Origin of the sequence: Candidatus Poriferisodalis sp., assembly GCF_965262965.1 — a bacterium.
Lineage (GTDB): Bacteria > Actinomycetota > Acidimicrobiia > Acidimicrobiales > Poriferisodalaceae > Poriferisodalis.
Map to the genome: position 1 here is coordinate 1,294,497 of NZ_OZ253573.1, position 23,245 is coordinate 1,317,741.

Genomic DNA, 23,245 nt, shown 5'->3' on the forward strand with positions numbered 1-23,245 from the left:
GAATGCGTTTCGGTCTGACTTATGAGGGGTCGGATCGGCTGCTTGGCCGGTCGGGATGGCTGCCGAAACGCTGTCGGGGACAAGGCGAACCCGGGATTTCGTAGCCCCTGTTCGTTGTTCGGTTCCTACGCTCCGAGTGGTCTTGCTGCTGGGGATGCATCGAGCCGATTCGCCGCCGAAGACGGATTCATCGCCCACGCCGCCAGCTACGGGCAGCGCAAGCGCACCCACTACGCGACCTGGCGGGAAGCATGCGTGCCGACAGGCCTTCTCGCCGAAGCTGGGATCGCACGGGGCAGTAGCTGAGGCGGGAATCTGCCAGCCAGATTGGGGGAATGCGCCTCGCCGGGAGGGTGCCGGGTCTCACCGCGGCTTGCTTCGACGTTGCCGTAGGCAGCTCTCGTCGCGCGGGTAGCGTCGCTGTCGCCCTGACGGCTTGTCGGGCTGAGTCCTGCGGACGGAACTGACAGCACCGATGAGCACGAGCGACGAGACTCCAACTCGTGAAGGACGACTCAAGAGGCTCGTCATTCGCAAGGAGCCACTGACCGCGCCTCACCTAAGTGAGGACGAAGCCGAAGTGGAGCGTTGGCGCGCCATCGACCCGAAGTGGAACGAATCATCTTCAGTACCCGAAGGCGAGCGTGTCGACCTCCATTGCGTTTGGGGCGTCGAGTTCTACACGCCGTCGCATTTCGACGGCCTCGTATCTTCATTCGAGCGGCTTGCTCGTGACATGCCGTGGCAAGGCGTGTCGCGCCACGATCCCGCTGACTGGCTGCGCAGTCTGCGCCCTTCGCGTTTCAGCGGCGGATGGCTCAACTTGGACCCCTTCGCTCCGACCGAGGAGATGATCTATGCCATCGGCGCTCAGTACAGAGTGCCGATGCCAGAGCAGTTTCGGTACGCCAAAGCCATGATGCACTCGGTAAGCGCTTCGTTGACAGCGCTGGTAGTGGGATTCGTGCTCACCGACGAGCACTCGAAGTCCATTCACGAAGTACTGCAACAGGATCGTGAATCAAGCCTGATTCCGAAGGGTCTGGGCTACACCGTCTATGACCCGGCGAATCAGAAAAAGGATGATCTGAAGCGGCTGAGAGATGAACACGCAGCGGCCATAACCGACTGGTTCGGGGACCAGTTTCCGGGAGTCTTCTCGTCGGGAACGCAGAACGGCAGAGTGCCGACCTGTGAACTCATCACGACACGTCAGGCTGTGCCGTTCCCGACCCAAGTTGAGCGTGAAGGTTCGATGGGCCACTTCATGGGACTGCTCGGAATCGACATCGGTTGGTATGCGTGGAAGAGCGCTGACACCGCTGGACTGCGGTTTGGGACCATTTTCGGGTCTCAGCATCACGCTGCCATGGCGGTCCGAGAAGACGAACTGACAGCCGCGATGGGCGAGGATTCAGAATCGAGCAGGTCCGCTCGCGTCCAAGACGTCGAGTTGGAGGCAGGAGAGGTCGTCTTGGCTTGGGCCATCACTGTGCTGATTGACGAATGCACGACCCAAATAGTCAAAGCACGCAACACTCAATTGCAGAAAATCAAGTCACGGGACCGAGCCGCGGCAGTGCTGGAGGACATCGAGAACGAGATGCTCGCTGCGGCCGATGTGACTGCTGTCGCAGTTGAACTCGCCGAGCATGCCGGTGCCCGGCGGCTGTTCCGTGACAGCGTGCCCACATTCATCCCCGTCGAGCCAAGGAAAGGCGAAGAGTCCGTCTCAATGGCCGACCGACGGCATGAGGACATCCACGACAAGGCTTCTTGGCTACAGCAATTCGAACTAGCCACCCGAGAACGCGCCACGCAAATCGGCACCCTGATCGGCGCAAGCGAGAACGTAAGACTGCAGAAATCAATCAAGAAATTCACGATCGCAGTAGCAGCGATGACCGTTGTAGGCGTAGCCATCGTGCTGATTCCCGCGGTGCGCTGGATTCTCGAAATGTGGGCATGAGAACGGGCATGGAGTAGCCGTAGGTGCAAGACGTCCCGCCTGCACACGCGATTTCGACGGTGCCGCGCGCTCGTTGATCGGGGGTGTCCTCCCAGACGAGACCGAGGTCGTGCAGAACGACGCGCGGCCTCCACTCTCCGTTCTCCCTGCGCCGCGTTGGAACGCAGCGCCACCGGGCGTTCGGCGGCTCATCGGACGCGGACGAAGGAGCATGCATCTCGTGACAGCGAAGATTTCGGCATGGCACGGCTAGCTTCACGCGGTGCCCAGACCACGGCGTCAGCACTACATCAGCAAGTTCCTGATCAAGCGATGGGCCGACGAGAACGGCGATGTCGGGGTGGTTTGCACGTACCACCGTGACAGCGCAATCGTGCCCGCCGACAAACTTCACCTGCTGCGCTCCCTGTCGTCACCAGAACAGGAAGACACATGGGGCAACGACATCGAGAACCCGGCAAAACTCGCCCTCGATGGGCTGATGGACTCGCTCGGCCCCCAAATGACGGACTACGAGGCAGCACGAGACTTCCTGTCCGAACCAGAGAATCTCACGCCGCTCATAGACCTAGCCCGACTCCACCACGCACGCTCGTTGGCCGTGCTCGCACAACAATTCGCCGACTCGCGCAAGACGCCCAACAGCGCCGAAGCCGAAGCCATGATCCAAGAACGCTGGGACAGCACACGCGACTACCACGACTGCGGTGCCGTGCTCACGGTGCTGCCATCCGACTTGCCCATCACCTTGGGCGCTGTGCCTGTATTCGACACCAAGATTTGGGGTCCACGCGAATCAGTCGCCGCACGGTTCATGATGCCTCTGGCACCGCGTGTGGTGATCAACGGCGCCATGTGGCTGCCCCCAACACAGGTAGAGATTGAGCCTGAGCGCATCGAACACGACGTCCTACAGATGTTGCCGATGGCGGGGATATTCGGCCTGTTCGCCAGCCAGTGGATGATCTGCGAACCCCCAGCGCTAGAACCCACCACACGAGCCGTGCTGGAACTCTGCGAGGGCCGCGGCACGCACTGGCGCGCGCTACAAGACCGCATCGCAACGTTCGACAACGCCACCCACGAGCAGCAGGCCAATTGGCATCAACGCCTCGACGCCTACGCCGACAACCAACTGGCGCTCAAGACTCGGGCGCTGCGTGAATCCGTACAGAACAGAGTCCACGACACGATGATCAAGGACGCCTGCAAGATTCAGGCCGATCTCGATGCGCTCGACGCATCGGTCTGTGCATGCCACCTCCACCGCCACGGTGAAAGCAGTGCCCTGTGGAGACGCTTCATGCCGCAGATCATCTGCGACGCTATACGCGACAAGCACCGCGACGAGGCCTGATATACCGGAAGGCGGAACCTCGCCAAGCCGACCAGAGCACCGACTGCTGACGCTGGCCCGCCAGCCGCGTCAACAACCTGTGGGGGCATTACAGCTAGCCGCGGCTTAGCTGCCCTCGCGTGCCTGAAAATCTGCTTCCTGCCACTCACGCCACTGCTCCACCGCCGCTTTCGCACGACTCGCTCGTGTCGTGGAGTTCGTAGCAGGATCGTCGCTGTACGCCGCGGCCCACACGATTGCTTCGGGGATCACGTTTTGTGCTCCGAGTTCGACGCCGACCAGTTCGTCTGCGATGGATCGCAGGTGTGAAGCGATGTGCGCTAGTGCGTCGTCGGTGGCTTCGTCCATGCCGTGACGCTAGCCGCGTGACTCTTCCTGTAGAGGGACGAGCGCGGAATGATTCTGACAGCCGTTCATGCAGGTCAGAGCGCCGAACAGAAACAATAGCTCGGTCCTCGAATTCGCGGTTTCTCCCAAACCGCACCGCGATCGGACTGGTTCCGGAACGCGAACCGAAGGATTCGCGAACGCGAACAAACAGATTCTGGACCGCGCCGCACAGCCCGATGAGAGCGCGCCGGTCCGTCACCGGTGATGCGGTCACGCCTGCTTCGCCTCCCCCATCAGCCGCCGCAGTTCCTCCGCGCTGCACGGCTTGTCGGGATGGCGGTGCAGCGTGGCGTGACAGTTCGGGCAGACCGGTACGAGGTCGGTGATGAGATCGACAGTGCACTTGGCGCACCTGGCGACTCGCCGCTTACACGCTTTCTTGCGGCGGCAGCATCAGCACCCGGTCGTCTTGGGCTTTGGCGACTACGAGTCGGGGCATGCTCGGGTGCCGCCATTCGCGGATGTCAGGCTTGTTGCCCTTGAACTTGTTGCATCGCTGGTGTGCGACTTGGAGGTTCTCCATGCCGTGCAGCACGCTCGTGTAGTACGTGCCCTGCCGGGCTTCGCCTTCGGCGGTGAGTTCGAACACCGCGAACCGTTTCGGCACGACGTGCTCGACTTGTGCGCCTTTCAGCTTCATCTTGCCGCCACACAGACCGCAGCGCTCGCCGTCGCGGATGTGCAGGTAGTTGAGCACCTTGCGGCGGTGCTCACGGTCCCAGCGGTCGTTCGCGTCCGGCTCGTCAAGTTCGAGGTTGAAACGCCAGATGCCGTCCATCGCGGAGACGGCCCGCTTCAGCAGTCCCTTGGGCGGATCGGGCGGCGGGCTGCTGAACGGGCACACCGGATCGGTTCCATCCGCGTCCGGCGAAGCCTCTGGTTCGGGTTCTGCGATCTGCACGATTGAGCGGCACTTCGGAAACGTCGAGCAGCCCCAGAACTCGTTCCCCGCGTTGTCGCCTCGCTTCGCGACCCGGCGCACCATCACCGATCCGCACTTCGGGCACGGAGATTCCGTAGCGGCTTCGTTGTCCGAGGGATCGATGCGTTTCGACGTCATGCCTAGCGTCCTAGTAGTCGCGATCATCGCGGACTGTAGTGCTGAGCGGCGGGACGCAGCCGATGGAGGGTTCGCTGCGGTCCCTCGTGGCGCAACAGGCACTCAGGCTGACCTGCGGGTTCACGGTGCCACTCGCTACTGGCTGCATGTCCTTGGGGGCTTCGAGGGCTAGCGAAGTGCGTTTGCGCGCCAGTTGCTGCAAGCCGAGGACGACCGCCCGCCTAGGACCACATCCGCTCGATCCACCACGCCAACGCCATCGTCGCAGCCAAGTACGGCGCTTGCGCTCGCATGTTGTTCAGAGCACGCACTGCGGGTCGCAGCCAGTCGGGGTGGTGGACTGTCAGTTTGCCGCTGGTCTTGGTGTCTCGGACGCCCCGGAGACGACTTGTGCGTTGGTCCGACGGCGTGGGGACATCGCCTGACTGCTCAATCCGAACGAACCTGCCGATCCGTTCATCGCTTCGGTTGACGAGCGTGCCGATCAGATTCAGCACGAACCATCCCCCGACCACCACCGCCGTCCAGGCAATCGAACTCACACGCCGCTCCAATCGCCCCGAGAGCGACATCGATGCCGCTCCTTGCGACTCACGCCGGTCACGACCGCGAGGGCGCTGGTTCGAAACCCGTTTCCGCTGGTCAGAGCAGTATCTTGAGAATGCGTGTCTGGGTCAATCGGCTCCGCTGCGCTCATCGAGAGTGTCGGCTCCAATTGCGACATCGCGGCCGGTCGAGACGGTCGATGTTGTCGGGTTGCGTGTGTCGCACCTAGGCGGCGAGCGATGGCAAGACGAACATGCCAATCGGTGATTCACCGCACGGCCAGCAGTGGTGCTCTTCGCAATCGGCGCACCAGGCCCATGCCTCGTGTGCCTCTGGAGCGATCTCAGTCAGGCGAGAGTAGAGACCGCTCACGTCGTCCTCGATTGCCCTGTACGGATCGGCTTCGTGCTCGGCCTTGAGGTCCCGTTGCACCCGTGGCGACAACTCATCCCAATAGAACCCGGCTCGCCCGACCAACTCTCGAAGAGTCGGGTGCCGGTACGCCCGAATCGATGCGACGCGATTGTGCAGCAAGCACGCCCCTTCGCAATCCGCCGCTTGGCATGCCATGAGATGGTCTCTGGCAGGTGTCAGCACCGGGGACTTCAACCCGATGTCCGCATTCAGCGATCCTGCGATCGGCACGACCAGAAGTTCGCACATCAACGCTGCACATATCAGCGAGCCGTTGGCAACGTAAGCACCGGTCGCGTCCTCTGCACCGATGCTTGTAGGAGTAGCTGTGACGACCGATTTCCGTATGCGGATGAGGTTCACAAGCGGCTATCCACAACAACGTCCGCCGCAGCTCTTCTTGGTCCCAGTCGACCATGCCGACATCGGATTCTTCAAGCCCCTTGCGACTCAGATTCGGGTGTCGCTCAACCACCTCGCTCAACTTGGCCGTTCGAGCTTGGCGGTCATGAACGAGGCTGAGAGCAGTCTTCATGTGGTCATCGGACATAGCGCGGGTTCCTTCGGGTCGGGCCGCTGAACCTACTTGGCGCGCACCTTGTGGCTGAGTCAATATCGCCCGCGGTGGAAGTCTGCGGATGGCTCGCAAGCAGGCGGACTCGCAGGTCACGGCTGTTTCACGAGTGCCGCACTTGAGGCTCCACATCGGGACGAGCGGGTGGTCCACATTTGCGTTCTGCCCCGGACACGACGCGGTTCGTTCGGGGCCGGCACTTGTGCAGGTCAGGCCGACTTCGGGGCCGGCAGGGCGCCGTGAGTCCCAAATGCGTTGCGGTTTGACTCGTCTGCGAGCATGGAGGGGCCACATCGACTGCTTGGCCGGTCGGGATCGCTGCCGAAACGCTGTCGGGGAAAAGGCGATCCGGCGATTGCGTTGACCTTGCGGCGCAACAGGTATTTCGCCTGATCCGCGGGTTCAGGGTGCCATTCGGGGATTCCCTACACTTGCTCGCGAAGAGTCGCGCATTATCGATGGTCTGCGAGAATGTGGCCAGAATACGATGCGGTGGCGCGATCACTGATCGTGCTGGTTCTGGAGCAGCAGCAGCGCCTGCGGGCCTTGTGCGCCGCGGACGCAACGATCTCGAAATGACAGATGTGTCGTTCCGGGTTGGCGCATTGGTGGGGTCGGGACATACTCGACCGCATGGCTGATAGCTTGTCCAGTCGTGACGGCCACCGCGGGATGGCTGAGGCGCTATCGCTTCGCGCTGTCCTCGGATTGGATCACACGGCGCGGGCAGTGACGGCGTTCGCTCGTGAAACTCCTCGTGTCGCAGCGTTCAGTTCCGGACTCGCCGAGAGCGGACAACTCGGAGCCTCATGGTCGAGGTCGATCAGCGCAGCGGGGCGCCTCGACGCGGGGATTGCTGCGAGTCGGGGGTTGACCCGAATGGCCGCAACGTCCAAGGGGTTCGTGGACGACATCGCTGCAGCGGCAGATTCGTGCGTGTACAGGCTCCAGTCGGGCCTGCGACTCGACCTCTCGCCTGTCGCGAGGTTCGGCCGCTCAGTCGAAGAAGCCTCCATCGTTGCTTCGACGCGCTCGCCCAATGACTTGTGGAAGCGGCTGGAGGACTGCTACCCGCCGAATCTGCGCAGCCTGCCGTCTCTCGACGCGGTGGCGGAGATAGCGCGAGTCGAGGGCATCGCCGTGTGCGGGGTTCCGCGTGCGGAGATCGTCCAGAAGCTTCTGGCGGCACCCGATGCGTCTGCGCGTCGACAAGTACTCGTGGAACGCAGCGACGAGATCATGGACGACTGCCGCGTCGTGCTCGACGATCTCGGCGGCGAACTGGTCGGCTTGTGCAGCGAGGCAGTCGAAGCGTTCTCCGATGGGTACACGTCGGCTGCCCAGGCGCTCGCGGCGGGCGTCATCGAGAGCGTCGCGCTGAGGCTCCGAACACAGTCAGCCAAGGAGTTCACCGGCGCGTACTTGGACCGTGTGCCGATTGGCAGGCTGCGCTGTTGGCTGGCCCTCCAGCCTGTCGCCCGAGCACTCGTGCGATGGTCGCCGGAGAGCGGGAGGCCGCCTCCTCGTGGCTTCTCCAGGCACGCAACTGTCCATGCTGCGGGCCAGCCCGGTGTTTTCTCGACGTGCCGGTCGTTGACCGCGGTCATGCTGGCGACGTCGCTGGCTGAGCAGTTCCACGGGGTCGTGGCCGACGCTGTTTGTCAGTCATGACCGATCCGGTCGAGCAGCCATGGGTGCTCTTTCCGAAACAGGAGCTTCGACGCGACATGGCCGAGCGAGAGGCTGCGGGCGTGAGCCTGTGGACCGAGGCGCTGGACGCGACGGCACGCATCAAGCTCGCTGCATGCGTACGAAACCAACTCTGGGACGACATGGACGGCCGCGACGCAGAGACGTTGTTGAGTGCCATCACCCAGGAGGTCTCTGACGCCGCGGGGGTCGTGAGCCGGGTGGCCGAAGTGCCCGAGTTGTTCGGCCGCCAGAGCGTCGATGACTTCGTGGACAGCATCAGGGACCCGGACGCGTCGCCGGCGGTCATCTTGGGCTTGATCGAGGGTCTCTGGCGCTGGCAGGCGGTCAGGGACGAGGAGTTCATCGCGAGACGTCCCCGTTCGCGCGAGTTGCTCCGGGACCGGATCACTGAAATCCTCGACGACCACCGGATCGGCTTCGTCTTCGTGGACGGGGACTTTCTGCCGCGCAGCGGCAGCATCGCGGATCAAGAAATTCTGGTCCCCGCCGTCGAATTCCTCACCGGCGAGCGAGCCTTCGCTGACGCCGACTCCACATACCGAGAGGCTCTCAGGGCGATCCAGCACCGCCAGCCCGACGAAGCCATCACCAAGGCATGCACAGCGCTGCAATCCGTATTGACTGCACTCGGCTGTGGCGGCGGCTCCGACAATCTCTCGAAGCAATTTGCAGCCGCGATCGACAATGGACTCTTGGCGAAACACGACAAACCGCTGGAGGGCTGGCTGATAGCGGATCGCGGCAACCTCGGCAGCGCCCATCCCGGGCAAGGGAACGCCGTTGGCGAGGACGCGTGGCTCACCGTGCACGTCGTCGGTGCCATCATCCTGCGGCTCAGCCGAGGCGGCCCGCGCAGAAACACACGCGAGTGCGGCGACTAAATGCGCACCCAACGCCGTCTGAGGACTCGATCCGTCGATCTTCTCGCTTGGACTGAGAGGGCATTTCCGTTGTGACACTCAACAACTCTGGGGTGGCGATCGAGCGAGTCGGGCAATTCCGTGCCTGGCTCGATGATGCCCGCGCGAACGACTACAGCTCCGAACACGAGATCGCACGTTCCGCTGCCTTACGGTTGCTGCCGCTGGTTCGTCAGGTCGCAGCGCGTCTTGATCCCTCGCTGCTAGAGAAACTGGCCCATCTCGATGCGCATTGGACATTCGACGACATGAGCCACGGGCTTGAAGCGGCAGACATCCTCATCGGAATGCTCGCCTATGAGGACGACGTGGTTGAAATCCTCGGACCCTCAGGACCGGCGCTGGCGGCGATCGGGTTTCATCCGTGGGTCTGGGATGCGGCCAGGGGATACTGGGACGACGGCTACTTCGGCGACGCTGTGCATGCCGCAGCAGAAGCCGTAATCCGTAAGACACAGGTGAAACTCAGCCGAAGAGACATCAGCGGCAAAGCGCTTTTTCAGCAGTCGTTCTCACTCGATGATCCAACTCCCAACAAACCCAGGCTGAGGTTGAATTTCGTGGAGCGGCAGGACGAGGAATCCTGGAAGTCCGCTCACGAGGGAGCCACGAGCCTCGGCGAAGCATGTTCGCAGGGCTTTCGCAACCTTGTCGCCCACAAGAAGGCCGACCTCACCGAGCAACAGGCACTGGAGCAGCTTGGAGCACTGAGCACCCCGGCGCGCTGGGTTGATGACAGCGAGTTGGTCGAGGCCGGATCGACATAGCGGCCTCAGCCTGGCCCGCGCTCCACGGAAAGCGTTGGCGCAGCCCACTGAGCTACGGCCATGTTCCTCCGCCTTGTCTCGGCGGCCACGGTTCACGTCATCCGAGGGTCAGCGCCCTGCTCCTGGCCATGGTTGATCTCTGCGCTGCGGAGTCGAGCTTCCATCTCGTCGAACGGTCCAGCACAGATCGTGAACTCGAAGAGGCTCACTGACACCCCACTTGCGTGACGAGATACCAAACTCAAGATGACAAGCGGGGTGAGCAGGCCTCCACGCTTGGAATGGCATTGCTGTGCCGGAGATGCATCGAACCGAGCCGCCGCCGTAGACGGGTACATCACCCACGCTGCCAGCCACGGGCAACGCAAGGGCATCCGGTACGCGACCTCACGCGAAGCCGGAGCGTCAGCAGGCCTGCTCGCCAAAGCTGGAATCACACGCGGGCAGTAGCCGTCGGGTCCGATACCTTGCCTGTGTCACAGAAGATGCACAGGCGAGTCAGTGGTGCGTTTGTCGCCTGCCTCGCCGAGTGAGGCCGGGCGGTTGTCAGGCGCAGACCAATCGGACTGTTGAGATGGCTCAAATTTCAAATTCGGCAGAGCGTCTGTTGCAGTCGTTGCAGCCTCGTACGGAATCGCGAAACTTCACACTGGCCGCAGTGCGAAAGATGTACTCGGGATGGGGCGGCATTGCGTTGGCGTGCACGATCAGCGGTCATCGACGAACGCGGGTATTCGAATTTCCCGGGGCGCTCTTGACGGAGAGCAGCGATGAGCCGCATCACACGATCTATGAGTCGGCGTCGATGGGGGCGACGGTCACATCGAATCTCGTGGATTGCTTCGCCGATGCAGCATTCGGTGATCACTATGCAATCAGCCCGTCCCTGCGGCATGTCGTGGACGAGACGTGGCCGCGAGCGGCACGGGCGCATGGCACGCGTCTGTTTGTCGTGGTCGAAGAGGTCGATGCGGTAGCACCAGTCGCAATGAATCAAGGCGAATGCTGCGTCTCCGATGAAGTCCTGACCAAAGGCGGCGAGGAGTTGCCCAGATTGCTTGGCGGCCGTCAAGGTGAACAGTTCATCGCCGCCTGGCCGACAATTGACGGCGCATGGCCCGAACTACCCGCAGACCAGAGGCAACTGAACTTGGTCATGGCAGGGGTGCGTGCCGCACAGCAGCACGCCGGCCCGATCCAAAAACTTCTGGACCAGCGCTGCCTCGTCACCGACGACGGCCGCTTCGTCGACATCATGCAGCCAACCATGCACGCACCAGCACTCACCGCGGATACGCCATTGGATGCGACGGGCTACGCCGAGCGAGCGGCCCGCATTCGGGATGCCGTCGAGGAGATGGAACGAGACCTCGACGACGATCGCGTGGCGCTCGTGTTCCGCTCGATGTACTGCGAAGACGCCAAGGACGAATCGTTCCAGCAGCTCTTCTATCTGCATTTGCGGCAGTCAGGCGTTGACGCGGCGGGCGCTCTGTACGAACGTGCGCAGATCGCGGCCGCTGACGCTCCGCTCGCAGGCAGCAAGACCCCAAGTGAGCTAAAGGACTACAGGAACGACATCGCTCACGGCCGCACGGAAGGCATCGATGTGAACTTCTTGGCCGATCTCCAACGCACGGTCAACCAACTGATCCGCGCCAAGTACTTCCGGCCCGAACCCTCATCCAACCCCACTGCCTGACCGCTACGGCAGTCATCTTGGCAGCGAGGCAGAAGCACTCCCCAACCGTTGTCTAAGTAGCTGCTTCGACGAGCCGAAGTCCCTGTGTTTGGAAGTGGCCGCGCAGGTCGTTGAGGTATTGCTCGTCTGGTTCGAAGTCCACTACGGATGCAAGCTCTCGGCCTGCGCTCGACAACGCGACGCCGTGCTGGCGGAGTTCCCCTTGGGCTGTGTCGCCGCTGTCTTGGAGGAGGACCCAGTGGCGGTCTGCGTGGTCGATTCGAAAGGGTCCTGCCGGGGCCGCGCTTGGCGGGATGACTGCGGGACGGTAGTCGCGCCAGGAGTTGTAGTCAGAAATGATGAGACCGTATTCGTTGAGCACGTTGAGCGTTCCGAAGTCCAATCCGTAGTCCTTCAGAGCGTTGCTGGCCGCGCTCCCTCGTATCGCGATTACGCGTTGGTCGATCACGAGCCGCTGATGCCGGACGTCGAAGCCCAAGCCGACGATCTCATCGGGCAGATCGACTCGGGCGATCGGGGCCACGAGCGATGTGGACAAGGCACAGAGCCTTTGGAATACTTTGGCAGTTCGACGATCCAGATTGCGCAGGATTTCCAACGTGCGAATGGACGTGCTGCCGGGTTGACGTACCTCGTCCGCGAGCACACGCGCCCAGAGTTCCTGCATCTCAGCCGATGACACATCTTGGACGCCGCTGAAGAACCTGGCAGCCCAGTCGAGATCAGGGTCAGGGCCGTCGCCCGGCACGGTCTCGTCGCCTAGCTCCGCAGCGGCGGCCTCAGTCACTGCCCGGATGTTTTGGATGCGCTTTTCCTGCTGGAATTGCCAAGCCTGCGCTACCACGTCCGCATCTGTCCGCTGACCGGCTTGCGTGAGCGCCGTCGGGTCAAACAGCCGTCTGGCTTCAAGTTGCGCCTGCGCAATGGTCTGGAGTTGATGAGCTTCCGATGTCGCGAGGATGCTCTGAGCGTCTGCTCGGCCTTGGGCTTCGATTACTGCGGCTTTGGCGTGGCGGCGGGCTGCCCACGGTTCGAGCAGAGGCCCTGCCACCGCGCCGATACCAGCAGCTACATAGTCGATCAGTTTCGCAATCGCCGGAAGCTCTAGCACTGCTGCGACCTCCCTGTGATGCTCGACTCCGCAAACGCATCACGTCGAGCAGACGTGGCATGGCATTCGAGGTCTCGCGAAGTGCTCGTAGCGCCGAATGTTGCGGCGCTTGCCCGACCAGAATCCTCTGTGCTCAACACGAGCTTGTCTCGGCGCTCGCCGCATCTTCGTGCCGCAATGCCCTGCCAGATTCCGGTTGACGGCCGTCCGTTATGACTTCTGCGATCTGATCCGCGATTTCATCGATCGTGAAGTCGGAGGTCTTGAGGGCCACTCTGTCGGCGAGCGATGGACTGCGCGCCGCAACATCGTCCTTGGAAATCTCGTGCCAGACCGGCAAGAGCACTTGGTCGCCTCCGACTGTCCGAGTAACTAGACCGTCTAGTTCGTATTGCGCCCATCCCTTGTCGAAGAAGGCGTGAGACAGCACGACCAGTCCGAAACGGCTCCCGGCGATGCCTGCGTCGATTTTCCGGCGGAGGCTGTCCCCGATGCGCAGCTCAAACTCGTCGTACCAGACAGTGATGCCGCGGGCGTCGAGCGCTGTCGCGAGAGGTCGAGCTACCGCTTCCTTGTCCTCGGTCGCGTGCGAGATGAAGATGTCGTAATCAGCCGTTGCGCTGGCCGGACTCAGTGCAGCGGCATTGTCAACCACGTCCTGCAAGGTGTAGCTGGCAGTGGGCGAGACGGGCGACTGTTGGATGGGCGGCAGCGGCCTAGTGTCCTGAGTGGGGAATTTGTTGCATATATGCGGCCATGGTGTCGAAGATCTCGTCGGCGGTCTTGTGCCACACGAACGGTTTCGGGTTGTCGTTCCAGTTGTCGGTCCAGGCGTTGATGGAGTCCTTGAGCTCTTGGATGCTGCGGTGGGTGCCGCGTTTGAGCCATTTGGTGGTCAGTTCGGAGAACCAGCGCTCGATGAGGTTCATCCATGAGCTGTAGGTGGGGGTGAAGTGCAGGCTGAAGCGGGGGTGGCGCACGAGCCAGCGTTGGATCGCGGGCGTCTTGTGGGTGGAGACGTTGTCGAGCACGATGTGGATGCCGAGGCCGTCGGGGATCTCTTTGTCGATCTGGTTCAGGAACTTGGGGAACTCCTCGCTTCGGTGGCGCGCGGTCATGGAGGTGATGACTTTTCCCGAGGCTGTGTCGAGGGCTGCGAACAGGTCGGTGGTGCCGTGGCGGCGGTAGTCGTGGGTGCGTCTTTGGGGCGTGCCGGGCATCAGGGGCAGGATCGGCGCGGTGCGGTCGAGCGCCTGGATCTGGGTCTTTTCGTCCACGCACAGCACCACGGCCGCGTCGGGCGGGTTCAGGTACAAGCCCACGACGTCGCGGACCTTGTCGACGAACTGCGGGTCGGGGGACACCTTGTACTCGTCGACGAGATGGGGCTTGAGGCCGAACGCGCGCCATATCTGGCTCACCGCGGTCTGGGTCACCCCCGCCGCTTTGGCCATCGACCGCGTCGACCAGTGCGTCGCGTCGCCCGGCACGGTCTCCAAAGTGCGCACCAGCACGTCCTCGATCACCGCGTCGGTGATCTTGCGCGGCGGCCCGGGCCGCGGGTCGTCAGCGAGCCCGTCCAGGCGCCGCTGCGCGAACCGCTTGCGCCACTTCGACACCGTCGCGGGATGGCAGCCCAGCTCCGCGGCGATGTCATTGTTCGCACGCCCCGCCGCGGCGCCCAGCACGATCCGGCACCGCAAAGCCAGCGCCTGGGACGACTTGGGCCGCCGCGCCCACCGCTCCAGGGTCTCGCGCTCCCCGACGTCCAGCTCCACCGGCACAGCCGGCCGTCCCCGTCGAGCCCCATCACAGCCTCCGATCATCGTCGAAGACTCCATGATGGCGCACCGAACACTAAAACGCGACTAACTCACCACTCAGGACACTAAGTGCCTCCGCAGGAATCACACGGAAACCAGCATTGACGCTTCCGCTCAAACCCTGCATGTCGACAACCACGTGCCACATGCCGCTGTGCGGGATCGGGATGCGCACCGGCGACTGCTCGGCGAGGCCGCCGAAGTAGTGGTGTTCTTGCCCGCTCTGGTACTGGGAGAAGTTGAGGGAGTCGACGAGTCGCACGTTCGCGGCAGAACCGCTGAGCGTCACGACAACGACGTCGCCGCTGTCCCGGAATCCGAGATCGCTGTGGATGAACTCGCCCACCCGCGTTCAGTCCTCACCGCTCTCGGTCACCGCGTTGGCGCTGCCGAAGATGGCCTGCATCATTCCGTAGTCCACGACATCGCCGACATCGGCCTCGTTGTGGCAGCGGTTCACGAGTGCCTCGTTCTCGGCGAGACGGTCAAGCATGAGTTCTCGCAGGCGAGTCCGCTGTGCCAGGAAGAACTTGTCGAAGTCGTTGGCTCGTGCGGTGACGAGCATGTCGTCTTCTTGCATGGCGTCGTTGTGGACCGCTTCGAGGAACAGGCGGTCGGTGTCGTCGAAGTCGGTGCCGAAGAGGTGGTTGAGGCGTTCGATGATCTGTGACAGCGGCTCGGTTTCTTCTTCGGCGGTGCCGGTGCCGACTGCGGTGGGGCTGGTGACGGTGGCGTCGTCGCTGTCGAGGCTGATTGCTCCGCTGGAGATTTTCTGGATGCGGTAGTACTCCAGTTCGACGTCGCCGCCGAGATCGATGGGGTCGCCGCCGTCGGGTGCGGCCAGCCGGGGCAGCAGCATGCGGCCGTAGGAGTAGAGCCGTTCGAGTTCGCAGTCGGCATAGGGGATGATCTGGCTCAGGAACGTGTAGAGGCGCACGTAGGCGGTGAGCCGGTCCCGGAATTCTTCTTGGGCTTCTTCGTCGTCGAGGGCGGCGAAGCGGTCCCGTGCGGGCTGCAGGGCGGCTTCGAGGCGGGCGTGGTCGGTCGGCTGCTGCTTGTGTGCGGGCAGGTAGAACACTGACGCGAAGCCGTCCACCTCGGGCTGCTGGTACACGCCTGCTTGGCCGAGTTCGTGGGCGAGGGTGTCGAGTTGGTAGGGGTCGGACTGCTCGCGCAACTCGGCGACGCCGTAATAGGGGGCGAACGCCGCAGCGATGTCAGCGGGCGAGTTCACGAAGTCGAGCACGAACGGGGGCTGCTTGCCCGCGGCGATGCGGTTCAGCCGCGAGAGCGTCTGCACCGCATGCACCCCCGAGAGGGGCTTGTCCACGTACATGGCCTGCAGCAGCGGCTGATCGAACCCTGTCTGGTACTTCTCAGCCACGAGCAGTATCTGGTAGTCCGGCGAGTCGAACCGCCCGGCCAGCGCGGCCTCGCTGATCGGTTTGCCCGACACGACGTCGATGTTCATCTTCGGCTCGGTGTACTCGAAGCCCGTGTCGGGGTCGGTGACGGTGCCGCTGAACGCCACCAGCGGCCGAACGTCGTCATAGCCGTGCTCGTCGATGTAGCGGGTGAGGTGGTTCATGTAGCGCACTGCGTGCAGCCGCGACCCCGCCACCACCATCGCTTTGGCCTTGCCGCCCATGGCGTGCATGACCTGGTTTCTGAAGTGCTCGACGATGATCTCGGTCTTCTGGGACAGGTTGTGCTCGTGCAGGGTCACGAACTTCGACAGCTTCGTCGCGGTGCGACGCTTGGGGAAGTCGTCGTCCTCCTCCGCGGTGCTGACCAGACTGAAATAGGTGTCGTAGTCGGTGTAGTTGCCCAGCACATCGAGAATGAATCCCTCTTCGATGGCCTGGCGCATGCTGTAGGTGTGGAACGGCACCGGCTTGCCGTCCGCTTCCGGACGCCCGAACAGTTCGATCGTCTTGCCCTTCGGCGTGGCGGTAAACGCGAAGAAGCTCAGGTTCTCCTGCGGTCCGCGTGACTCCACCACCGCGTTGAGGCCGTCCTGCCAGTCCTGCGGGTCGTCGCCGCCCGCGAGCGCTCCCGCGCCCAGCAGCGCTTTCATCTGGTGGGCAGTGTCGCCGGTCTGGCTCGAATGCGCCTCGTCCACGATGATCGCGTAACGCCGCGACGCCAGCCCCTGCGCCCACTCCGCCACCTGAGCGCTCTCAGCCTCGCTCGCCGCGGCAGAGTCCGCGCCGGCGATGCGCATCAGGCCGCCCATCACGAACGGGAACTTCTGCAAAGTCGTGATGACGATCTTGGTGTCGTCGGTGAGCGCTTTGGCAAGCTGCTGGGAGTTCTCGTCGATGGCTTGCACGACCCCTTCGGTGTGCTCGATCTGGCGGATCGCGTCCTGCAATTGCGCGTCGAGCACACGCCGGTCGGTGATCACCACTACGCAGTCGAACACCTTGTCATCAGCGGCGGTGTGCAGGCTCGACAGGCGATGTGACAGCCACGAGATGCTGTTCGTCTTGCCGCTGCCCGCCGAATGCTGCACCAGATAGTTGCTGCCCGCCCCTTCGGCGCGGGCGGTCTCGACCATCAGGCTCACCGAGTCGAGTTGGTGATAGCGGGGAAAGATCAGCGTCTCGCGCTTGACCGTGCGGGCGCCCTTGGCGTCGACGACCTTCTCCTCGCGGCGCTCAGTGAACATGAACGAGCCAACAATCTCCAAGAACCGGTCCCGCTCCAGCACTTCGCCCCAGAAATAGCCCGTCCGATGCCCCGACGGATGAGCCGGGTTGCCCGCACCGCAACGCACCTCGCCCGGGTGGCTGCCCCGATTGAACGGCAAGAACCGCGTATCGCCCTTCGCCAGACGCGTCGTCATGTGCACCTCATCAGGGTCCGCAGCGAAATGCACCAACGCCCGCTTGCCGAACCTGAACAACGGCGCACCCGGCTCACGATCAGACTTGTACTGGCTGACCGCGTGCCGCCAGTTCTGACCCGTCATCGGGTTCTTCAACTCGCACGTCGCCACCGGCACACCGTTCAACGCGAACAGCAGATCAACCGTGTCGTTCTTGCCCGGATGACAACGCGCCTGACGGGTCACCGTCAACTCGTTCGCACCGAACAAAGCCACCGCATCAGGATTCAGGCCGTGCGCGGGCTTGAAATACGCGAGCCGGAACGTCTTGCCCACGAACTTGAACCCGTGACGCAACACCTCCAAAGTGCCCTTCAAGTCCAGTTCCTTACACAGCCGCTCCAGCAGACGCGGCTCAAGCTCAGCTCCCTGAGACGCCTCAGCCTGCTCCCACAACTCCGGCTGGGTCGAACGCACGAACGAGATCACACGCGCTGGGAACAACGCCCGATCCACATCCCACTCCGACGCATCAACCGAGGTCCAGCCGGCCTGCCCCAGCATCGACTCCACCGACGACTCGAACGCATGCTCCGTCGTCTGAACAGACATCATCCGCCACCCCCAGAACCAGCCAGCGCCGCCTCTCGCACATCGATCTTGCCCGTCACCGCCGCTGACACCAGCGCCGAGCGGTACTCCGACAGGCGCTCGATCGACAACTCGGCCTTCGCTCTCAGAGCGTCGATGCGCTCGGACATTTTTTTGAGGTAGCCAGCGATGGCCTCCTGTTCTTCTCGTCCGGGAATCGCTACTTGGATTCCGTGAATGTCATTGCGGTCGACGCCGGGGACTGCCGACTTTGCTGCATTGGCGATGAACAATGGCTTGATGCTCCTCAGCATGAAGATCAGAAACATCACGTCGTTGCCACGGAGATCGATGCTGTAGAGGCTCGTGTTCAATGGCCAGAAAGGGCCGTCGATGACATAGAAATCTCCAATCGAGCCATATCGCCCTGTCACAATCGCAGGACCGGTAGCGGCTGCCTCGGCGTGGTGGCCGGAAACTCCGGCCGAAGAAACAACTGGCACAGTTCCTGGCTCGCGTACATCATTGGGGAGATCATGACCACGCTGGAATATGACGGCGCGGACCAAGGATTTGATCTCCCAATGCTCCGGCACTCCTCCGAGCCACTCCACCCCCGAGTCCTTCAGCGCCGGCGCCGGGTCCAGCCCAGCGGCCTCCGCAGCCTCGGGCGGCAGCCCCTTCGTCACCACCTTCGTGACCAACGCCGTCCGGTACTCGTCAAGCCGCTCAATCAGCAACTCCTGCTTCGTGATCAGCTTGTCGATGCGGGCGGTCTCGGAGTCGAGGAAAGCTGAGATTGAACGTTGCTCATCCATGGGAGGCAGAGGGACAACCGTGCGTCCGACACCCCCTCGGGTAACCCCGAATCGGGTTACCCCTGTGGCTGCCGTCTGGAGTTGGACATTCACGCTCTGCGACTGCAGCGCGCGAAACAGAAACGCCGGTTCGAGGTGACTACCCGGACGGATAATGCCGAGGTGATAACCGCACACGAAGTCGTTGGCAGTCTCCTCGACAACCGCAGGGACGGCGATGTCAGACCAGTCTTCCGAATCCTTCGTTATCAGCACATCGCCGATTTCCAGACCAAACTGGTCGATCTCTTGGGCGGAGGCCGTCGCGTGCATGAAATTGTCGTCACCGGCGAGGATTCGCTCTCGGTAGTACACGTCGGTGTAATTGCAGAGACGAACCGCTGCCTCGTCAGGAGCGGATTTCTTGTCCACACTGCTTGTGCGGTAGGCAGCCAGTGTCCTAAGACGCCGCGTCTCCCAGTGAGACGGGATCGCGCCGATCGACTCCATTTCCGACTCGGTGTAATCGGGATATGGCGGCCTCACGCCGTCACCTCCGCGAGCAGTTGCCCGATCTCGGCTTCGAGCGTCTTGAGGTCGGCTTCGATGACTTCGAGTGGGCGGGGCGGTTCGTAGACGTAGAAGTGCCTGTTGAGGGGGACTTCGTAGCCGGTCTTGGTCTTGTCGTGGTCGACCCAGGCGTCGGGGACGTGCGGGTGGACTTCGCGTTCCATGTAGGCGTCGATGTCCTCGCCGAGCGGCACGTTCTCGGTGTCGCGCAGCCCGGTGTCGGGTTCGTGGTTGCCGTTGCGGTCCTCGCAGATGTCGGCTAGGGGGTCGCGTTCGCCGAGCGCTGCGAGGACTGCCGTGATTTCGGGCTTGGACAGCTTGACGCTGTGTGCTTCGGCGGCTGCTCGCAGCCGTGCGGTGAACTCGTCGCGGTTTCCGATGATCTCGCCGCCAGTGGTGTCGGACAGGGTTTCGAGCGTGTCGCGAATGGCCCGCTGGCGGGCGTTGCCCTCGGCCACCTCGGCGTCGTGGGCTGGCCCAGCGCCCTTCTTGCTCTTGGCCAGATTCACGAATGTCGTCTGGTCCTCAATGCGGGCGATGCGTTCTGCTGTCGCGGCGAAGTTGAGCCGCAGCGGGCGTTCGACGGTGATCTTGCGGTAGCCGAAGTCGTCGTTGTCGAAAATCTTGCTGACAACGCGGGGTCGGGTGCGCGGCTCATGTGTGATGGGGTCTTCGTCGGTGAGGTTGCGTGTCTCGCCGTCGGTGAAGCTGCCGTGGATGCGGGTCAGGTCGTCGATCTGGTCTGCTGAGAGTTCGTTGCGTTTATTGCCGAGGCTGCGGCGCATCTTGACGTAGAACTCGCGGGCGTCGATGAGTTGGACCTTGCCGCGGCGGTCGCCCTCCTTGCGGTTCGTCAGTACCCAGATGTAGGTGGAGATGCCGGTGTTGTAGAAGAGCTGGTCGGGCAGGGCGATGATCGTCTCCAGCCAGTCGTTCTCGACGATCCACTGGCGGATATTGCTCTCGCCGCCGCCTGCGTCGCCGGTGAACAGCGGCGACCCGTTGAACACGATCGCGATACGGCTGCCGCCGGTGCCGTCAGCGGCGACGGGCGCCATTTTGGACAGCATGTGCTGGAGGAACAGCAGCGAGCCGTCGTTGATGCGCGGCAGCCCCGCGCCGAAACGGCCCTGGTAGCCGAGCGTGTCGCGTTCGTTCTTGATGGTCTGCTGCTGCTGTTTCCACTCGACCCCGAACGGCGGGTTGGCCAGCATGTAGTCGAACGTCCACCGGGTGTCGTCTGACTTGTGCTTGTAGCCGTCTGCGGTGAACGAGTCGCCCAGCCTGATGTTGTCGGCGTTCTCGCCCTTGATGAGCATGTCCGAGCGGCAGACCGCCCATGACTCGTTGTTGATGTCCTGGCCGAACAGATGCGGCCTGGCATCGGCGTTGTGGCTGCGCAGGAAGTCCTCGGCGACGCTGAGCATGCCGCCTGTGCCGCACGCGGGGTCATAGATGGTCTTGACGATGTGGGCTTTGCCGAGGTCAGGCTCGGGGGACAGCAGCAGGCTGACCATGAGCCGGATGACCTCGCGGGGCGTGAAATGCTCCCCGGCTTCCTCATTCGACTGCTCGGCACCGATGCGGATCAATTCCTCGAACACATAGCCCATCTGCATGTTGTCCACGCGCTGGGGCGACAGGTCGAGGTTCGCGAAGCGCTGGATCACCTGGAACAGGCGCTGGCGCTCGGCGAGGCGGTCGACCTGGGCGCCGAAGTCGAAGCTGGCCATGATGTCGCGCACGTTCGGCGAGTACGCGGCGATGTACGCATTGAGGTTCACCGCGATCTGGTCGGGGTCGTCGAGCAGACGGGCGAAGTCGAACGGGGACGTGTTGTAGAACGGCCGCTGCGCCGCGGCAGCGACAAGCTGATGGCGCACGTTCTCGGACTGCTTGGCGTGGACCCGCTCAGCCACCAGCACGTCGTCCTTGGTGTCAGCGAGCACGCAGTCGAAACGGCGCAGCACCGTGAGGGGCAAGATCACCTTGCGGTACTCGTTGCGCTTGTAGGGGCCGCGCAGCAGATTGCAGATGTCCCAGATGAAGTTCGCAAGCTCGCCGTGGGTCTGTGCGTTCACTCAATCCTCCGACCGCGCCGCTGCAGGACCTGGGCAGTGATGGTCCGTCGGCGACTGTAGTGAGAGGAACTTCGCGAGGTCGCCAACGGGCCGGCAGCGCCCAATTGGCCGCATGGGTCGAAACCACTCGCCACGGCCTATGTGTGGGGGACCAATCCCTCGACTTGTACCGACGCCGTCCGCTCTTTCTCGCCATGCCCATTGGGCGTTCAGTCCAGTGACTCGCCCTTCTTGTGGCCCGACACTCGAAGTGGATTCGGGCAGGGTGTCACGGCCTTCAGGTTCTGGTCCGCGTCAGCTTCAGTCCGCCCGTCTGGGGCATCAATACGCTTGCAACTATGGCTGCCACGCTGGAACAACTCAGATTGCCAGCGTTCAAGAGCCTGCGGAACGCCTACGTCCGGCTCGGGCCACTGACGCTGCTCGTCGGGCGCAATGGCAGCGGTAGATCGAATGTCATCGACGCTGCAGCGGTGCTGTCGGCCCTTGTAAGCGGCATGACCGTCCGAGATGCGCTCGATGGCGGCCGAGACGGGCCACTGGTTCGAGGCGGATCCGAAGGATGCGCGCCAGTCGGCGATGACGTCTTCAAGATCGGTTGCGCCGCCCGTATCGAAAAGAGGACCTACTTCTTGGATGTAGAAGTGTCTGTTCGTCCGAGCGTGCAAATTGTGCGGGAGCGGCTCTGGACACGACGCGTCGGCGGCTCGCGCCATGGCGAGGCTCAAGACTTGCTCAAGACAGATGCGCCCCGGAAGGACTCGGGCGACATTGATGCCCGCTGGGACAATCGCAAGCAGGGTCCAAACCCGGCAGTGACGTTTCGGGCGACGCAGCTGCTGACATCGCAGGTGGCGACTCGAGTGCCGGCGACATCGAAGGCGGGTCGGCACATTCACAGTGTTGCTGAACACATGCTCGCGGCCCTGCGCGGGATCTTCATTCTCGACCCCATTCCGCAGCAGATGCGCGAGTACGTACCCGAGAAGGACACCCGCCTTCGCAGGAACGCCGAGAACCTCTCTGCAGCGCTCGCGAGCCTGATGCGCGATGAAGAATCACGTCGGGCCTTGTTCGAGATGACGCGGTCCCTGTCGGAAGCCCAAGTTGCCGATCTGGGCGTCGTCAGCAGCGACCTCGGCGATGTGATGACGACGATGCACGAACGGCTCGGCGATGCGTTGCGTCCAATCCCGGCGCGCCTCATGAGCGACGGCACCCTGCGTTTTCTTGCCATTGCAGCGGCGCTGCTCGAGGCTCGGCCTGCTGACGATGAGTCGGCAGGTTCGACACCGGTTTCTCGACTGCTTGTTGTCGAAGAACTCGAGAACGGCCTGCACCCGTCGCAAGTCGAGTTGCTGCTTGGCCGCCTCAAGATGGCTGCTGCCGCGGGTGCACGGACCTTGGCGACGACCCACAGCCCTGCCATTCTCGATGCGTTGGAGGGCGAAGATCACGAAGGCGTCATCGTCTGCAGCCGCGATTCGGATGGATGGACGCAGTCCACGCGTCTCACCGACTTTCCTGACTACTTCGAGGTGATCGGCGGCGGGCCGCTGGGAACCTCAGCAATTCGTGACCGACTGCGACCGCGTGAGCACGTGCCAGCTACGCAGCGTTCGCTGGTCGATGTACTTGGGCTCTGATCGGGGCCCATACGTGAGAGCCGAAGTTTGGAGCCTGGACCAGGAACTGACGGCCTACAGCTGATATCGGGCACGCGCTGTGGCGTGCATCTCGGGTGGGACGTCAGCGATTTCGTACCTGCTGGTCAGCGGACCTGACCAAGGGGCTCCGGCCGAGAGCCCTTAAAAGGCGTAATCCCGGCCGTTTGCCGAAGCAGTGACGGTTCCGGGGCCTTCGAAGAAGATTCTAGGACCTGGGAAGAGAGTGTCGAGCATCAACTTCCAAGCGGTTGCCGCCCACCCTTGAATGGTGAGAACGATGCTCGGCCTCTATGCCTCGGCGATGGCGTCGCGCAGCCGTGGCGGGGTGATCGGCGTGATCAGGTGCCGTACGCCGAGGTGTGA

Annotated in this window: 19 protein-coding genes; 8 read left to right on the forward strand and 11 right to left on the reverse strand. The window is 63.0% G+C overall.

The window, feature by feature from the left end; genetic code table 11:
* Nucleotides 1–475 precede the first annotated feature (475 nt).
* Nucleotides 476–1,969 carry a hypothetical protein gene (locus ACQY5K_RS06245; protein WP_420623290.1) on the forward strand — a complete coding sequence of 498 codons (1,494 nt, stop codon included), beginning with the start codon at nt 476–478 and terminating at the stop codon, nt 1,967–1,969.
* A 262-nt stretch (nt 1,970–2,231) separates the two neighbouring features.
* Nucleotides 2,232–3,326, forward strand: coding sequence for a hypothetical protein (locus ACQY5K_RS06250; RefSeq protein ID WP_428121089.1), 1,095 nt, complete (start codon nt 2,232–2,234; stop codon nt 3,324–3,326).
* A 105-nt stretch (nt 3,327–3,431) separates the two neighbouring features.
* On the opposite strand, the gene ACQY5K_RS06255 is transcribed toward ACQY5K_RS06250, so the two are convergent.
* The 4 genes from ACQY5K_RS06255 to ACQY5K_RS06270 all read right to left on the reverse strand — a co-directional run bounded on the left by ACQY5K_RS06255 (nt 3,432) and on the right by ACQY5K_RS06270 (nt 5,967).
* Nucleotides 3,432–3,674, reverse strand: a complete 243-nt coding sequence (locus ACQY5K_RS06255; protein WP_420623288.1) for a hypothetical protein — start codon at nt 3,672–3,674, stop codon at nt 3,432–3,434.
* A gap of 409 nt (nt 3,675–4,083) precedes the next feature.
* Nucleotides 4,084–4,776, reverse strand: a complete 693-nt coding sequence (locus ACQY5K_RS06260) for a topoisomerase DNA-binding C4 zinc finger domain-containing protein (RefSeq protein WP_420623287.1) — start codon at nt 4,774–4,776, stop codon at nt 4,084–4,086.
* A 221-nt stretch (nt 4,777–4,997) separates the two neighbouring features.
* Nucleotides 4,998–5,318, reverse strand: a complete 321-nt coding sequence (locus ACQY5K_RS06265) for a hypothetical protein (RefSeq protein WP_428121091.1) — start codon at nt 5,316–5,318, stop codon at nt 4,998–5,000.
* A gap of 229 nt (nt 5,319–5,547) precedes the next feature.
* Nucleotides 5,548–5,967, reverse strand: coding sequence for a hypothetical protein (locus ACQY5K_RS06270; RefSeq protein ID WP_428121093.1), 420 nt, complete (start codon nt 5,965–5,967; stop codon nt 5,548–5,550).
* 97 nt (nt 5,968–6,064) lie between these two features.
* Here ACQY5K_RS06270 and ACQY5K_RS06275 point away from each other — a divergent pair, with 97 nt between their 5' ends.
* The 5 genes from ACQY5K_RS06275 (at nt 6,065) to ACQY5K_RS06295 (ending at nt 11,412) form a co-directional block, all read left to right on the forward strand.
* The gene (locus ACQY5K_RS06275; protein ID WP_428121095.1) at nt 6,065–6,316 is read left to right on the forward strand and encodes a hypothetical protein; all 252 of its coding nucleotides are present in this window, start codon (nt 6,065–6,067) and stop codon (nt 6,314–6,316) included.
* Between the two features lie 627 nt (nt 6,317–6,943).
* Nucleotides 6,944–7,981, forward strand: a complete 1,038-nt coding sequence (locus ACQY5K_RS06280) for a hypothetical protein (protein ID WP_428121097.1) — start codon at nt 6,944–6,946, stop codon at nt 7,979–7,981.
* The gene (locus ACQY5K_RS06285) at nt 7,978–8,904 is read left to right on the forward strand and encodes a hypothetical protein (protein ID WP_428121099.1); all 927 of its coding nucleotides are present in this window, start codon (nt 7,978–7,980) and stop codon (nt 8,902–8,904) included. Before ACQY5K_RS06280 ends, ACQY5K_RS06285 begins: the two co-directional genes overlap by 4 nt.
* Nucleotides 8,905–9,098: 194 nt before the next feature.
* Entirely contained in the window at nt 9,099–9,710 is a 612-nt protein-coding gene (locus ACQY5K_RS06290) for a TIGR02391 family protein (protein WP_428121102.1), read from the forward strand.
* Nucleotides 9,711–10,368: 658 nt separating this feature from the next.
* Nucleotides 10,369–11,412, forward strand: a complete 1,044-nt coding sequence (locus ACQY5K_RS06295; RefSeq protein ID WP_428121105.1) for a hypothetical protein — start codon at nt 10,369–10,371, stop codon at nt 11,410–11,412.
* A 52-nt stretch (nt 11,413–11,464) separates the two neighbouring features.
* On the opposite strand, the gene ACQY5K_RS06300 is transcribed toward ACQY5K_RS06295, so the two are convergent.
* The 7 genes from ACQY5K_RS06300 to ACQY5K_RS06330 all read right to left on the reverse strand — a co-directional run bounded on the left by ACQY5K_RS06300 (nt 11,465) and on the right by ACQY5K_RS06330 (nt 21,215).
* The gene (locus ACQY5K_RS06300) at nt 11,465–12,523 is read right to left on the reverse strand and encodes a DUF2806 domain-containing protein (RefSeq protein WP_428121108.1); all 1,059 of its coding nucleotides are present in this window, start codon (nt 12,521–12,523) and stop codon (nt 11,465–11,467) included.
* Nucleotides 12,524–12,656: 133 nt separating this feature from the next.
* Entirely contained in the window at nt 12,657–13,178 is a 522-nt protein-coding gene (locus tag ACQY5K_RS06305; RefSeq protein WP_428121110.1) for a toll/interleukin-1 receptor domain-containing protein, read from the reverse strand.
* A gap of 61 nt (nt 13,179–13,239) precedes the next feature.
* Entirely contained in the window at nt 13,240–14,349 is a 1,110-nt protein-coding gene (locus ACQY5K_RS06310) for an IS630 family transposase (RefSeq protein ID WP_428122579.1), read from the reverse strand.
* 31 nt (nt 14,350–14,380) lie between these two features.
* Nucleotides 14,381–14,692: a DUF1883 domain-containing protein gene (locus ACQY5K_RS06315; RefSeq protein WP_428121112.1), complete on the reverse strand. Its 312-nt coding sequence runs from the start codon at nt 14,690–14,692 to the stop codon at nt 14,381–14,383.
* Nucleotides 14,693–14,698: 6 nt separating this feature from the next.
* Nucleotides 14,699–17,791 carry a type I restriction endonuclease subunit R gene (locus ACQY5K_RS06320; protein WP_428121114.1) on the reverse strand — a complete coding sequence of 1,031 codons (3,093 nt, stop codon included), beginning with the start codon at nt 17,789–17,791 and terminating at the stop codon, nt 14,699–14,701.
* A complete protein-coding gene (locus tag ACQY5K_RS06325) occupies nt 17,788–19,074 on the reverse strand; it encodes a restriction endonuclease subunit S (RefSeq protein WP_428122582.1) in 1,287 nt (428 codons plus the stop codon). The genes ACQY5K_RS06320 and ACQY5K_RS06325 overlap by 4 nt, the downstream gene beginning before the upstream one ends.
* A gap of 32 nt (nt 19,075–19,106) precedes the next feature.
* Entirely contained in the window at nt 19,107–21,215 is a 2,109-nt protein-coding gene (locus tag ACQY5K_RS06330; protein WP_428121116.1) for a type I restriction-modification system subunit M, read from the reverse strand.
* 338 nt (nt 21,216–21,553) lie between these two features.
* On the opposite strand from ACQY5K_RS06330, the gene ACQY5K_RS06335 reads away from it, so the two are divergent.
* Complete coding sequence (locus tag ACQY5K_RS06335; RefSeq protein ID WP_428121118.1) at nt 21,554–22,861, forward strand: AAA family ATPase; 1,308 nt, start codon at nt 21,554–21,556, stop codon at nt 22,859–22,861.
* Nucleotides 22,862–23,245 lie beyond the last annotated feature (384 nt).